Annotated in this window: 10 protein-coding genes and 1 pseudogene; 8 read left to right on the forward strand and 3 right to left on the reverse strand. The window is 63.8% G+C overall.

Annotated features, from left to right (window positions below):
• Positions 1-205 precede the first annotated feature (205 nt).
• From C167_RS0100105 to C167_RS0100115, 3 genes are read left to right on the forward strand one after another with little or no spacing between them, the layout of a single operon-like run.
• Positions 206-862: a paraquat-inducible protein A gene (locus C167_RS0100105; RefSeq protein ID WP_026078700.1), complete on the forward strand. Its 657-nt coding sequence runs from the start codon at positions 206-208 to the stop codon at positions 860-862.
• On the forward strand, positions 849-1,469 hold the full coding sequence (locus C167_RS0100110) for a paraquat-inducible protein A (RefSeq protein WP_017516265.1): 621 nt from the start codon (positions 849-851) through the stop codon (positions 1,467-1,469). The genes C167_RS0100105 and C167_RS0100110 overlap by 14 nt, the downstream gene beginning before the upstream one ends.
• The gene (locus C167_RS0100115) at positions 1,462-3,762 is read left to right on the forward strand and encodes an intermembrane transport protein PqiB (RefSeq protein WP_017516266.1); all 2,301 of its coding nucleotides are present in this window, start codon (positions 1,462-1,464) and stop codon (positions 3,760-3,762) included. Before C167_RS0100110 ends, C167_RS0100115 begins: the two co-directional genes overlap by 8 nt.
• A 180-nt stretch (positions 3,763-3,942) precedes the next feature.
• On the opposite strand, the gene mksF is transcribed toward C167_RS0100115, so the two are convergent.
• From mksF to mksB, 3 genes are read right to left on the reverse strand one after another with little or no spacing between them, the layout of a single operon-like run.
• Positions 3,943-6,777, reverse strand: a complete 2,835-nt coding sequence (mksF, locus tag C167_RS0100120; protein WP_017516267.1) for an Mks condensin complex protein MksF — start codon at positions 6,775-6,777, stop codon at positions 3,943-3,945.
• Positions 6,774-7,547, reverse strand: coding sequence for an Mks condensin complex protein MksE (mksE, locus tag C167_RS0100125; RefSeq protein WP_017516268.1), 774 nt, complete (start codon positions 7,545-7,547; stop codon positions 6,774-6,776). Before mksE ends, mksF begins: the two co-directional genes overlap by 4 nt.
• Entirely contained in the window at positions 7,537-8,811 is a 1,275-nt protein-coding gene (gene mksB / locus C167_RS0100130; RefSeq protein ID WP_026078701.1) for an Mks condensin complex protein MksB, read from the reverse strand. Before mksB ends, mksE begins: the two co-directional genes overlap by 11 nt.
• Before the next feature lie 217 nt (positions 8,812-9,028).
• Here mksB and C167_RS0100135 point away from each other — a divergent pair, with 217 nt between their 5' ends.
• From C167_RS0100135 to C167_RS34180, 5 genes and pseudogenes are all read left to right on the forward strand, one after another.
• Positions 9,029-9,634, forward strand: a complete 606-nt coding sequence (locus C167_RS0100135) for a hypothetical protein (RefSeq protein ID WP_017516270.1) — start codon at positions 9,029-9,031, stop codon at positions 9,632-9,634.
• 228 nt (positions 9,635-9,862) lie between these two features.
• The gene (locus C167_RS0100140; protein WP_017516271.1) at positions 9,863-10,945 is read left to right on the forward strand and encodes a hypothetical protein; all 1,083 of its coding nucleotides are present in this window, start codon (positions 9,863-9,865) and stop codon (positions 10,943-10,945) included.
• A gap of 1 nt (position 10,946) precedes the next feature.
• On the forward strand, positions 10,947-12,521 hold the full coding sequence (locus tag C167_RS0100145) for a hypothetical protein (RefSeq protein ID WP_017516272.1): 1,575 nt from the start codon (positions 10,947-10,949) through the stop codon (positions 12,519-12,521).
• 18 nt (positions 12,522-12,539) lie between these two features.
• Entirely contained in the window at positions 12,540-13,055 is a 516-nt protein-coding gene (locus C167_RS0100150) for a DUF6160 family protein (protein ID WP_017516273.1), read from the forward strand.
• Positions 13,056-13,169: 114 nt separating this feature from the next.
• Positions 13,170-13,294 (forward strand): annotated as a pseudogene (locus tag C167_RS34180) (energy transducer TonB); the annotation flags it as partial.

Consider the following 13,294-nt stretch of genomic DNA (forward strand, 5'->3'; position numbering starts at 1 on the left):
TGGCCGGGGGTTTTGCTTTTGCGCGCGGGAAAAGGTCTGGAGCCGACGCCGCCCGTGCCCAGTCGGCGGCTATGGAAGAGAGGTGCTCCACGGGACAGCCTAGGGCGCCCCTGTGAGTTTCTCCATAAATTTTGAGGCCTGTGTTGGGCACCGGGGATGCAGTTGCGTCGTCTACAATAGCGTCAAATTTTCCCTGAGTTTCTACATGCCCGATATTGAAGGTCATGCCTTGCAGGATCTGCCTCTGGATGAGCTGATGGCTTGCCACGAGTGCGACCTGTTGATGCGCCGCGAGCCCGTTCCCCTCGGGCACCGATCAGTTTGCCCGCGTTGCGGATACGAACTGGAAATCCATCGGCCCCATATGGTCCGGCGTGCCCTGGCGTTGGTGCTGACGGCGCTGATCCTGTACATCCCGGCAAACTTCCTGCCGATCATGCACATCACCATCCTTGGCCAGACCAGCATGGATACCGTCTGGAGCGGGGTTGTCGGCCTCTATCACTCGAACATGGCTGGCGTCGCCATCTTGGTGTTCTTGTGCAGCATGGTGATCCCGCTGGCCAAGCTGCTGTGCCAGTTGTTCGTATTGCTGTCCATCCGCTACAAGGCTCTGCGTGAACATGGCATGTTGCTGTTGCGCGGCTATCAGCATCTGCGGGAATGGGGGATGCTGGAGGTGTACCTGATGGGCATCCTCGTTTCCATCGTCAAACTGATCGGCATGGCGGAATTGCACGTCAGCATTGGCCTGGCCTGTTTCGTAGGGCTGCTGTTCACCCAAGTTTGGCTGGAAGTCACCATGTCCCACCATCAGGTCTGGGGCGAGTTGTCCGGGGAGTTCGACGATGCGAGCCATTGATGCGGGGATCGTCGTGTGCGGCGAATGCCACCAGCTCAATCGGCGCGAGGAGGACGACGAGACCCGTTGCAGCCGCTGTGGCGCCGTGGTGCATGAGCGCAGGCCCAACAGCATCATCCGGACCTGGGCGTTGCTGATCACCGCAGCGATCCTCTACATCCCCGCCAACCTGCTGCCGATCATGACGGTTAACTTCCTTGGCAATGGCCTGCCGGCGACGATCATGGAAGGCGTGGTGGAGTTGATCAATGCCGACATGGTGCCCATCGCCGCCGTCGTGTTCGTGGCGAGTATCCTGGTGCCCACCTTCAAGCTTGTCGGCTTGGCGCTGCTACTGTATTCGGTGCAGCGGCGTCAGCCGCTTTCCGCCCTGCAACGGAATGTGATGTATCGCTTCATCGAGTGGATCGGCCGCTGGTCGATGCTCGACATCTTCGTCATCGCGATCCTGGTGACGCTGGTGAACTTCGGAAACCTGGCCAGCATCGAGGCCAATCTCGGTGCGGCCGCCTTCGCCAGTGTGGTGGTCCTTACCATGCTGGCTGCAGTGACTTTCGATCCCCGACTGATCTGGGATAACACGGACGCGGAAAACGACGATGAGTGATCTCCCCAAACCCAAGATGCGCAAGACCACCAACTGGTCGGCAATCTGGATCCTGCCATTGATCGCACTGGCGATTGGAGCCTGGCTGGCCTGGCGTGCTTATGATCAGGCCGGGATCGTGATCAACATCCAGTTCGAAAGCGGCGAGGGGATCCAGGCCAACAAGACTGAGGTGATCTTCAAGGGGATCGGTGTCGGCAAGGTGGTGGACTTGCATGTGAACAAGCCGACCTTGGGCGTTACCGCGACCGTGGAGATGCGCAAGGAGGCCGCCGACTACCTGAGCAAGGGGACCCGCTTCTGGCTGGTCAAGCCGCGGGTTTCTATCGCTGGAGTCACCGGCCTGGAGACATTGGTCTCGGGTAACTACATCGCGATTGACCCGGTGAAGGGCGAGCAGCAGAAAGAATTCACTGCGCTGAAGGAGCCGCCGCCGCTCTCCGATAGCCTGCCGGGCCTGCACTTGACGCTGAAGGCAGACCGGCTGGGTTCGCTGGAACAGGGCAGCCCCATTTACTACCGGCAGATCCAGGTCGGACAGGTGAAGAGCTATCGGCTGGCGGAAGATCAGAAGACCATCGAGGTGAAGGTCCATATAGAACCGGCCTACGCCAACCTGGTGCGCAAGCACACGCGTTTCTGGAATGCCAGCGGCATCACCCTCTCCGGCAGTCTTAGCGGCCTGAAGTTGCGTACGGAATCGCTTGCCAGTATTGCGGCAGGCGGCATCGCCTTCTCCACGCCGGACAACTACCCGGACAGCCCTCCCACCGATCCGACCAAGCCATTCCGCCTCTACGAAGATTTCGACGCCGCCCAGGCCGGGCTCAGCGTCAAGGTGAAGGTCAGTGATGTCAGCGGCCTCACCGCCGGTAGCACTCCGGTGATGTACAACGGTGTGCAGGTCGGTACGGTGAAGAGCATCGATATGGACAAGGATTTCAATGGTGCTACCGCCACATTGTCCATGGACCCCCGGACCGAAGACTTCCTCAACAGCAAGACTGAGTTCTGGATGGTCAAGCCCAGCATTTCGCTGGCGGGTATCACCGGGCTCGAAGCCTTGGTGAAGGGCAATTACCTCAGCGTGCGCTTTGCCAGCGACGGTGAGCCGACCCGCGATTTCGTCATCCGTCCGAAGGCGCCCCCGTTGAATCTCGATGCGCCGGGATTGCACCTGGTGCTGACCACGGACCAGTTGGGTTCGCTGGAGGTCGGTACCCCGATTCTCTACCGCCAGATGAAGGTTGGTAGCGTGCAGAGCTACCAACTGTCCCGTCGCGATCCGACGCGGCTGGTCATCGGTGTTCACATCGAGCCGGAGTACGCCAAGCTGGTGAATACCTCTTCGCGTTTCTGGAACATCAGCGGCGTCACCATCAGTGGCGGACTGGACGGAATCAAGCTGAAGAGCGAGTCGTTGCAGACCCTGATCGCCGGCGGAATCGCGTTCGACACGCCTGATCCCAAGGCTGCGCCAATCACCAAGGTGCGTCGCTTCGTGCTGTTCGACAGTGAGGATGATGCACATCTCAAGGGCCAGGTGATCGAGCTGCGTGCCGACACCGCCGATGGTCTGAAGGAAGGCACCGTGCTGCGCTTCAAGGGCCTGGAAGTTGGCCGGGTGGAGCAGGTTGAGCTGAGCAAGGACCTGCAGACCGTGCAGTTGAAAGCGCGCCTGACTCGCGGAGCTGATCGCATCGCGCGCCAGGGCACCCGTTTCTGGGTGGTGGGGCCTCAGGTCGGGCTCTCGGGTGTCAGCAACCTGGGCACCATTGTCAGCGGCCAGTACATCGAGGTGCTGCCCGCGCCTGCGGCGGCCCAGGCGCAAACCAGCTTCAGCCTGCTGGATGGCGAACCCAACCGCCTGCTCGATGCCGATGGCCTGCGCTTGACCCTGAGCGCCCCCCGCCGCGGCTCGCTGAAGACCGGTGTGCCGGTGACCTATCGTGAGGTCCAGGTGGGCAAGGTGACATCCTTCGAGCTGGGCGAAACGGCGGACCGCGTGTTGATCCACATCCTCATCGAACCGCGTTATGCGGCGCTCGTGCGGACGGGCAGTCGGTTCTGGAACACCAGTGGTGTCGGGGTGGACGCGGGCCTGTTCAAGGGCGTGAAGCTGCGCACGGAGTCGATGGAAACCATCCTCGCCGGCGGCGTTGCCTTTGCCACGCCGAACAATGCCGAGATGGGCTCCCCGGCCAAGCCCGGGCAGACCTTCGCGCTGTTCGACGAGGCCAACGACGAGTGGCTGGATTGGGCGCCGAAGATCCCGTTGGGCAAGGCAAAGTGAGTTAAAGGCAAAAGAAAAAAAGGGCCGCCACTGCGGCCCTTTTTCATTGCGCCGCTGACCGTTTGGTGTTGGCGACGCGAGCTTGCTCGCGGCACGCCTTGGAGGAGTCCCTCAAGGTCGGCCCGGGCAGAAAAAGAAAAGCCCCGCATGGCGGGGCTTTCCTTCAACGCGCAGATAGCGTCACGCCGGCTCGGCGCTGGCTTCCACGTCGTTATGCGCAGCCTTCTCGGTATCCCGACGACGGATGTACTTCCAGTCCGCCTCGTCGATGTAGATGCCGTTGGGGCCGCTGCCGCCTTCCAGGTCGATGGCCACCTGGGCCGAGACCTGTGGTTTCACGCTCGCCAGGATCGGCACGAAGCCCAGTTGCAGGCTGGTTTCCAGCAGCGCGGACTGGTTGCGTTCGTCGATGTCCGCCGCCTCGTCGAGGTAGTAGGGCAGGCGGATACGACCGGCCTGCTCACGGTCCATCAGGTGCAACAACAGGTACATGTTGGTCAGCGCCTTGATGGTCATGGTGGTGCCGTTGGACGCCGCACCGTCGATATCGGTGTGCATGATCGGCTGGCCGCCCATCTTGGTAATTTCGAACGCCAACTCGAACAGGTCCTTCAGGCCCAACTGGTTGTTGTTCGCCGCCACCAGGCGCGACAGGTAATCCTTGGCTTCCTCGTTCTTCGCATCCTGCTCGGCGCTCTGGGTCAGGTCGAAGACCGAGAGGTTCTCGCCTTCTTCGTACTGGCCGGCGCTGTGGATGATCTGGTCGATGTGCTTGAGCGCGTCCTTGTTTGGCGCCAGCACGATGCGGAAGCTCTGCAGGTTCGACACCTGGCGCTTGTTGATCTCGCGGTTGAACAGCGCCAGCTGATGTTCCAGGTTGTCATAGTCGCTGCGGATGTTGCGCAGGGTGCGGGCGATGTCGGTGACCGCCGCACGGCGCGCCTTGGCCAGGGTCATGGCTTCGTCGGTGCGATGCGCGTAGGCGTTGATCAACAGTTGCAGGCGACGCTCTGGATCGTCCTCGCTGTCGAACTTGGCCACGCCCTTCAGGCGTACCTGGGCGTACAGCGCCTCGATCTGGCCGTCCACGCGCTGCAGCGACTGCCAGGTGTCCTGGTAGTCGTTGAGCAGTGGCAGCAGGTTGTCCATCGAGTCGTCGACCGGGTCCATGAACGGGATGCCGAAGGGCAGGTTGGCCGGCAGCAACTGGCGACGGCGCAGGGCATCGTCGAGGGTGCGCTGCTTGGCTTCCATGTCGGCCAGTTGGCGACCGATCAGCTGCAACTTGGCGGAGAGCTGCTGGACGCGCTCGGTGAAGGCGTCGGCGGAGCGCTTGAGTTCGTCCTGGGTAGCTTCCAGCTGGGCGAGGTGCTCCAGTTTGCCCGGTTCCTCGGCGCTCAGGGTCTGGCTGCGGCGGAAGTCTTCCAGTGCCTTCTGCGCATCGAGCACGTCCTGATACAGCTTGTCCGCCTGCGCCTTGCTGGCGTTGCGGTCGGCGGCCACGGCCTGCTGGGTCTTGAGCTGCTTGAGCTCCTTCTCCAGGCGCTCCTTCTGGTCACGCAGGGCGGCGCGGTCGGCCAGGGCTTGCAGGGCCGGCGGTTCGATGGTGGAGAGGTCGATGGAGAGGCCGGGTACTTCGAAGCGCTCGCCCTTGAAGGCATCGAGGATTTTTTCGACGCTGCCGACCCATTGGCCGGCCTCGTCCAGGTCCACGCCCTTGTCGCCTAGCGGCAGGCTGAACAGGGCGCCGTTGAACAGGCGCATCAGGCGCTCGACGTCCTGCTGGGAGAACTCCTCGCGCAGGCGGGCGTAGCTGTTGTTGTCCGCGTGTTCGAGCTGCTGGCGAACGCCTTTGAGACGCTTCTCCAGATCACGCATGCGCTCTTCCAGGTCTTCGCTGGAGAACTGCCGGGAGTGCGCGAGGGCGCCGGCCAGTTCGTCATGGGCGTCCTTGGCGGCGAGCAACTGCTGCTCCAGCACCTTGACGTCGTCGACCAGCGCGAAGCGGTTCTTCAGCACGGCCAGTTCACCCATCCAGCGCTGGATTTCGCTGATCTCGCGTTCCAGGCGCATCAGTTCGGCGGTGCTGCCGCGCTGTTCGTTCTGCAGGCCGTCCTGCTCGCGTTTGTAGTGCTCGGCCTGGATGACCAGCTCTTCCTTGCGCGCGCCGGAGTAGTCTTCCCAGGTGCCCAGCAGGTTATCCAGCAGTGGCGAGAGGCGGTGCATCTTGCCGCGCAGGATTTCGCGCTGCTGGACGCCGTTGGCCAGGGCTTCCACCAGCGGACCGGCGGCGACCAGGGCCTGGTAGTCGCCCTCCATGCGGCGCACGTCCCGGAACGCTTCCTCGCAGGCGGCGATGTAGTCGACGCTCCCCGAGCGCAGGCTGTGCTCGAAGGCATCGAGGAACAGCTGCTTGAGTTTGGCCGCGGTGATCTCGCGCATGTGCAGCAGGTTGATGAACAGCGAGCGGAAGGTCTTCAGACTCTGTTCACTGGTGGAACGCAGCGGGATCAGGGTGAGGTCCAGCGGGATCGAGGTGTGGCCGCCGACCAGCAGGCGCCGCAACTCGTCGGGCTTCAACTCGTAGGACTTGATGCCCTCGCGCTCGAGGTTGGCGTACAGCTCGCGCAGGCGCAGGCAGGTGCCGTTCTTCTGGTAGTGCTCAAGGTCCAGCTCGCCCTGGTAGGCGAAAAACTGGTGACCGAAGCCGCCGCCCGGGCCGCGGCCGCCGACGCCGATCACATGGCGGCCGTTGGGCAGGTCCAGCTCGATGAGGATGTAGCTGGTGTCCGTGGCGAAGTAGAACTTGCGCGAGGCTTCCAGGCTGTACTTGCCGAAGCTCATGTCGGACATGCGCGCGAGGATCGGGAACTGCAGCGCGTTGATCGATGCCGACTTGCCGAGGTTGTTCGCGCCATACACCGACAAAGGCTGTTCCAGGGGGAAGATGCCGAGGCTGTAGCCGGCGGTGTTGAGCAGGGCGAAGCGGCGGATGCCGTAGCGTTCCTGGGTCATGCCTGGGCCTCCTGTTCTTCGGCGATGGCGCGGGCGAGGGCGTCTTCTTCGCTCTCTTCTTCGGCGGGCTCAGTCTTGACCGCATCAGCAACGATGGTTGGTTCGTCGATCACCATGATGGCGTCTTCGCTGTCGGCAACCGGTTCCTCGGCGTAGGACTCGAGTATCACCACCGGCTCGTCGTCTTCCTCCATCAGCACCGGGGCGCTGAACTGCATTTCGCTGGCGTGCAGGTTGCTGGCCAGGTCGCGGTCCTGCTGGACCGACAGGCAGACGTCGAGGAAGCGGTGGATCGGGGGCAGGAAGCGGTACACGCCGTTGTCCTCGGCGGCGAAGCCGAGCTGGGTGAGGCGGCGCATGACCTTCTCTTCCAGTTCCTCTTGGGTGGTGACCTCGGCCTGCAGGAACAGGTCGCGGTATTTCTCCAGCAGTGGCGGCAGCTCGTCGCGGCCGATGCTGCCGCCATCGAGGACGGCCAGCGGGTCGCGGCCCTGGTCGGCCAGGTGCTCGACGAGGATGAAGGTGAACAGCGCCAGGCGCTGGGCGGTCTTGTTCACCTGGGCGCCGATCTGCTCGGGCACGAAGTAGTAGAAGCCGCGGGTATCGCAGACCAGCTCATAGCCCAGGCTGCGGAACAGCGCGCGGTAGGCGTCCTGCTGGTTGGACAGCTGGCTGTACAGCTCCGGGTCGCGGCGGCTGATGTGGAAGCCCTTGAACAGCTCGCGGAAGATCGGCGCGAGCCGGGTCATTTCGGTGAGATTAATCTGCATGCTGTTCGCTCTTGGTGTCCTTGCCAGCCGGGCCGGCGATCAGGGCGAAGGAGCACAGGCTGACGCTGTGCTGGAGAGTGTCGTATTGGGCCCGCTCGAGGCGGTCGCGCTGGAAGCGGGCATCACGGGAGAGGCGCGAGAACCAGTAGAGCAGCTCGTCGGTGGCGCCTTCGGGCTCCTGTTCCAACAGCCACTGCATGAGGTCCGGCAGCGGCAGCGCGGCCTGGCAGCGGTCGAGCATTTCCCGGGCGGTGCGCGGCGAGCGCTGCGGACCATCGCTCTTGCGATTGCCGCTGGCCTTGGGGAAGTGCGCAGGCTTTGGCTGGAAGTTGGCAAGGGCAAAGACGTAGCTCTCGACCTGGGAGGCGGTGCCGAGGAAATTGCTCTGCGGCCGGGTGAACATCGGCAGCGCGGCTTGCGGCACGGCGTCGATGCCCTTGCGGCGGATGACCGACAACGCCAGGGCGGCGCCGCGGGTAATCGCATTGTGCCGACGCGCTTCCTCGCGCAGCGGCAGCAGCAGCTCGCGGGCGCGGCGCAGGGTGAGCTGGGCGGTGGTCTGCATTTCCAGGATGCGCGCGTGGGTGCGCAGCAACTGGTCGTCATCGACCAACTGGCCCAGGCGAGCCTGTTCGCTGAGCAGGCGTAGCAGCACCTGTTCCACCCGATGCACGCCCTGTTCGAAGGCGCCGTCGGCGGAAACCAGCTGGATCATCGGTTCGACATATTCGTCCCAGGTCGCCAGGACTTCCGCGTAGCGCTGGCGCAGCGGAATCTGCCGGTCCTGGGTCTTGGCCCGTTCGGCCACGGCGACCAGTGCCTGTTCGTCGTTGGCGAGCTTCTTCAGCACGTCGCGCACGCGCATGTCGAGCAGGCGCAGCTGGCGGGCCAGGTCGTTGCCGTCGCGCGCCTCGAAGGCCTCGCGGATGTAGCCGGCCAGGCGCTCGAGGTGGCGCAGGTAGGCTTCGATCTCCAGGCACAGGCCGAGGCGGTGCTCCTGGCGCAGGTAGGCGAGGAAGTCGTGGATCTGCGCGTTCAGCTCGAAGCGGTTGGGGCTCTTGGCCACCGGGACGAGGATGTCCAGGCGCACCCACTGGTCGAGCAGGGCGGTGATGTCCACCGGGGTGCTGTCGGGCAACTGGCTGGTGAGCTGGATGCGCAGCTCCACCAGGCTCAGGGTGCCGGCGTCGAAGCGCTCGCACAGCGGTTCGAGCAGCACCCAGTGTTCGGCAAGGGCGCGTAGTACGCGTCGTGGGTCGATCATCGGCTTGGTTGGGCCCGGAGTGAACAAAGGGAGCGATTGTACTGCAAAGGCCTACCCCTGGCCGACAGGGTGACGAAACGCGTCAGTTTGCGACTGCACGAGCAGCGTGCGTGTGACGCATCTCACGGAAAATGGGGCCTAACTGGCTGAATTTTCTGGCAAGTTTTTTGCCAAAGTCTGTATCAGAGACCTAGTTATCAGAGTCTGATTTACGCACATGACCTACGACGCCGCACTCGCCAAAGCCCGCTGGGCCGAACTGGAACGCCAGAACGACCTCGACTGGGACCTGGATGCGATCACCGATCGCAACGAAGCCATCGCCTTCCTGCAGCGCTTCGAGAATCGCTTGTGCATCTATTCGTCGTATGTCGAGAAGCTCTACAGCAACTACAGCTTCGTGATCCCCGAGAGCCAGGAAGGCGGCATCACCATCCTCCCGGACGAGCAGGCCTGGTTCGACACCTTCCACGACATCCCTGGCGACGCGGTGGAGCCCACCGGCATCCACATCCTGCCCGGCGAGACCATGGGCTACAGCGGCCTTTACCTGAAGATCCCAGCCGAACACAGGCTGGTGGCCTCGCGAGAGCTGCCCTTCCAGGAGGGCCTGAAGCTGCTGATCAACCGTTACCGCATGCGTGGGGATATCTTCCTGCCGGTGCTGGTGAAGGGCGACCTGCGCGAGTACGAGGCGCGCATGCCCTCGCTACACTTGCACCGCCTGAACATCGCCAGGCTGCAGGCCCATTCGCGGCTGAACCTGGACGCCATCAAGGGCGCGATCGCCGAGCATCTGATCGGCCTGTTCCGCCACCAGTAAGCCTGCGGCTGTCACCCGGGTGTGACGATGGGTAACAACCTGGCCCGGACTTTCCTTTGCTCGTCTATCGTTCGAAGCGATTTACTCGACTATGGGTCGGCCCGCCGTGGCGGGCGAATTCCTATAGTGGCATCACGGCGCCGAGTCTCGACCTGTTTCCTGACCCGATACGCCCGACGAATAACAACAGGTGCCTCGCACGATGGGGCACCGGGAAAGGAGAGTGCCATGCGTCAGTCCTCCAGTCCGCTCATGCGTGCCCTTGCGTTGCTCTGTGGCGGCCTGCTGGCCCTTTCCGCCCAGGCGCGCATGCAGTCGATGGACGATGAAGAGCTGTCCGCCGTCTCCGGCCAGGGCGCCATGCTCACCGTCGACGCCTCCACCTACCAGAACTACCAGTACACCCGGCTCAATTTCGGCGCCGACGTCAGCCTGCTGACCAATATCGACCAGTTGAGCCTGGGCAACTACAGCCGCACCGGCTCGACCACGGTTTCCGGCCAGCCCGCGGACATCCTGATCAACAACTTCGCCCTGGGGCGGATCGACAACGCCAATTCCCCGGATGCCAAGGTGGTGCCGTTCCAGATTCGCGACCCCTACGTCGAGTTCGCGTTCCAGACGAACAATGGTGTGCGTCAATTGGTGGGTGCGCGGGTCGGCTTCGGCAAGGCGCAAGGCGACCTGTCCGGCGACATCCTGTCGATCACCGGCAACCTGCAGGGGCAGATCTACGGCCCGGCCTCCATCGCCTACGACTACTACACCCGCAATGGCTGCCCGAACCTCATCAACTGCCTGGCGCTGGCCGTGGCCGGCGATACTCCGGTGTACGCCGACGTGGTGCTGCTCAAGGCCGGCACCGGCGAGGCCACCATCAACGGCCAGCCGATCAACCGCGCCGAGCAGATCGGTATCGCCAAGGGCGATTCGCTGCACTCCGACGCCGGCGGCCTGATCGCCGCGCTGATCCCGACCCTGTCGACCACCAACAACTGCCAGGCGCTGGGCCTGACTACCTGCTTCGACCTGACCAACTACAAGACCATCTATATCGGCAAGCCCGGTTCCACCGACATCAACACCGGCGCCCAGGGCATCTTCTTCTCCCTGCAGAACCAGAACGTGCCCTGGCAGGACCTGGCCAACGCCGGCAAGTTCGTCAACACCCAGTCCGGCGCCTTCGCCAACTTCCCGAAAGTGGGCAGCGGCGCGGACGCGGTCTACCCGATCCTGATCAACCTCTACGACGCCCTGCGCGGCCTGCCCCGGCAGCCGACCTGCATGGGCTCGCAAGCGGCGGGCTGCTGACATGAGCTGGCGCACAGCGGTACTCGCCTGCCTCGCCGGTTGTCTGGTCAGCCTGCCGGCACTGGGCATGAAGGCCCTGGATGACGACCAGCTGGAAGAAGTCAGCGGCGCCGGCCTGGGCTTCTTCATCGATGGCTTCAGCTACGACCAGGCCACCGCCACCTCGAAGATCACCGGGGTGAAGAACAGCGCCAACCAGGACGTGCAGGTCGACATTACCGGCGCCTACGTCAAGGGCGCCGGCAGCCAGCGCGGCACGCTGGACACCAAGGCCTACCTCGGTACGCCACTGCACCCCTTCACCCTCGGCCCGGTGAAGTACAAGGCGGGGCTGAACATCCCGGCCAACCAGGAAGCGCTGCAGCTGATGACGCCGACCTGGACCGACCCGATCAACAACACCCACAAGTTCGGCCTCTGGTCCTATTACCAGGGCTGCCTGTATGGCGACGCCGGCTGCACCAACCCGAACCAGGCGACCACCAAGATCAATACCGAGCTGAGCGCGCTGAAGACCCAGCGCGACACGCTGCTCAGCACCTATTCGAACAACATGATCGGCCTCAAGAGCGGCATCGATGCCGACATGGTCGTGGTCAACCAGCGCAAGGCGGAGGTGGACGCCGCCCAGGTCGTGCAGAAGAACAACTACAGCGCCATGACCACCAGCTACAACAACGCCCCTGCGCAGGTGTGCGGCCTGATCTTCTGCGCCGATCGCCCGACCACCATTGGCGAGAAGTACGACTGCGGCGCCATTCTCGCGTGCAGCAACAACACGGCGGTGAAGAACTACAACGCCTCGGTGGATACCTACGACGCCAGCACCAAGGACCTCACCACCGCCCAGCAGAACCTCAGCGCCTCCTGGAACGTCAGCCGCAACGGCGTCACCCTCAGCCAGCGCGCCAGCGACTACGACAAGTTCGTCCAGCTCTGCGGCGCGCAAGGCGGCAGCGCCACCACCTGCGTCAGCGGCACCATTACCCGCACCGAGAAGAACGTCGCCACCGTGCAACTGGTGGCTGGCGCCATGCAGAACGCCTCCGGCACGCGCATCCAGGGCCTGGATATCGGCATTGCCACCAAATTCACCCTGCCCAGCACCGCCTACAACAGCGACGGCAGCGCTGGCGCCACCAGCACCCGCACCGATTTCTTCTCCATCGCCCTGGAGAACTTCACCCTCAACGGCTCCTACCTCAACCTGTGGGGCGACGCGGCTGGCCTGAAGGCTTCCATGAGCCTGCAGATGTACGCCGACAAGCTGATCATCGCCGGTTGCGAGAACTGCGCCGACAGCAACAAAGTGGTGGCCAAGAACGTCTACTTCGACCTCAACCTGGGCGACGCCAACTACCAGCCAGCGACGCTCTCGGTGGCCAGCAACGGCGACCTGATGCTCAGCGCGCCAGGCGTCACCTGGGCCAACCACGAGGCCTTCTACCAGAACGTGCAGAAGAGCAATATCAGCATCGGCAACCTGAACATCAGCGGTACCGACCTCGGTTCCCAGGCCGTTCGGGGCTTGCGCATCGACTACCTGAACGTCCGCACCGTCAACCTGCCGCGCTAGCGCATGAGGAGACTCGCCGTGAATACCGCACGTTTTTCGAGCCGACTCCTGGCCCCCCTGGTCCTGCTGGCCGCCGCTACCGCCCACGGCGAGATGCGTGGCCTGGACGACAGTGAAATGGCCGACGTCAGCGGCCAGGACGGCGTCAGCCTGAGCGTCAACTTCAACCTCGCCGCCAGCACCGCCGACACCCGCTGCAGCGGCGGTTGCGGTGCGCGCCTGGCGATCCAGCCGCTCAACAGCACCGGCTACATCGTGCTGGACAACATCAAGGGCAGCTTCAGCTTTGATGGCATGTCCATCGACATGGTGACCATCAGCAACGGCTTCAACGGCGACGGTGCGCTGTTCAACCGGCAGGCCATGAAGATCGGCCTGACCAACTCCAGCGCCAGCAACCTGCAGTTCACCCTGGGCGGCTCCAACCAGGGCAAGGTCTCCGGCGGCGGCCTGCAGCAGACCAACCTGCTCACCTACCAGGCCACCGGCGCGGTCAAGCTCACCGGCAACGTCTACGTCTTCGGCACGCCGTAAGCGAATCGGCGCGCGCTCTGCCCGCCGGCCTTTCCCCCCGGCGCGTTTCACGCGACAATCCCGCCTTGTCGTGTTGGCCTGCCCGTGCAGGCACCACCCACAGGTAAACGCCCCTTGATCGAAGAAGCCCGTCGCCGCGCCTACCTTGGCGCCATGCAGGTCGCCAGCTGGCTGCCGCGCGTGGTGCTGCCGTTCGCCGCCCCGTCGCGCCCGGAACTGCTGGAGATGCCCGCGCCTGG

This window comes from Pseudomonas nitroreducens TX1 (assembly GCF_000313755.1).
In the GTDB taxonomy this organism is placed as follows: Bacteria; Pseudomonadota; Gammaproteobacteria; order Pseudomonadales; family Pseudomonadaceae; genus Pseudomonas; species Pseudomonas nitroreducens_A.

What these genes read in the sequence shown, in the direction of transcription:
- mksF (WP_017516267.1), bottom strand. Translation starts at nt 6,777, where the DNA reads ATGACCCAGGAACGCTACGGCATCCGCCGCTTCGCCCTGCTCAACACC.
- C167_RS0100115 (WP_017516266.1), top strand. Translation starts at nt 1,462, where the DNA reads ATGAGTGATCTCCCCAAACCCAAGATGCGCAAGACCACCAACTGGTCG.
- mksE (WP_017516268.1), bottom strand. Translation starts at nt 7,547, where the DNA reads ATGCAGATTAATCTCACCGAAATGACCCGGCTCGCGCCGATCTTCCGC.
- C167_RS0100110 (WP_017516265.1), top strand. Translation starts at nt 849, where the DNA reads ATGCGAGCCATTGATGCGGGGATCGTCGTGTGCGGCGAATGCCACCAG.
- C167_RS0100145 (WP_017516272.1), top strand. Translation starts at nt 10,947, where the DNA reads ATGAGCTGGCGCACAGCGGTACTCGCCTGCCTCGCCGGTTGTCTGGTC.
- mksB (WP_026078701.1), bottom strand. Translation starts at nt 8,811, where the DNA reads ATGATCGACCCACGACGCGTACTACGCGCCCTTGCCGAACACTGGGTG.
- C167_RS0100135 (WP_017516270.1), top strand. Translation starts at nt 9,029, where the DNA reads ATGACCTACGACGCCGCACTCGCCAAAGCCCGCTGGGCCGAACTGGAA.
- C167_RS0100140 (WP_017516271.1), top strand. Translation starts at nt 9,863, where the DNA reads ATGCGTCAGTCCTCCAGTCCGCTCATGCGTGCCCTTGCGTTGCTCTGT.
- C167_RS0100105 (WP_026078700.1), top strand. Translation starts at nt 206, where the DNA reads ATGCCCGATATTGAAGGTCATGCCTTGCAGGATCTGCCTCTGGATGAG.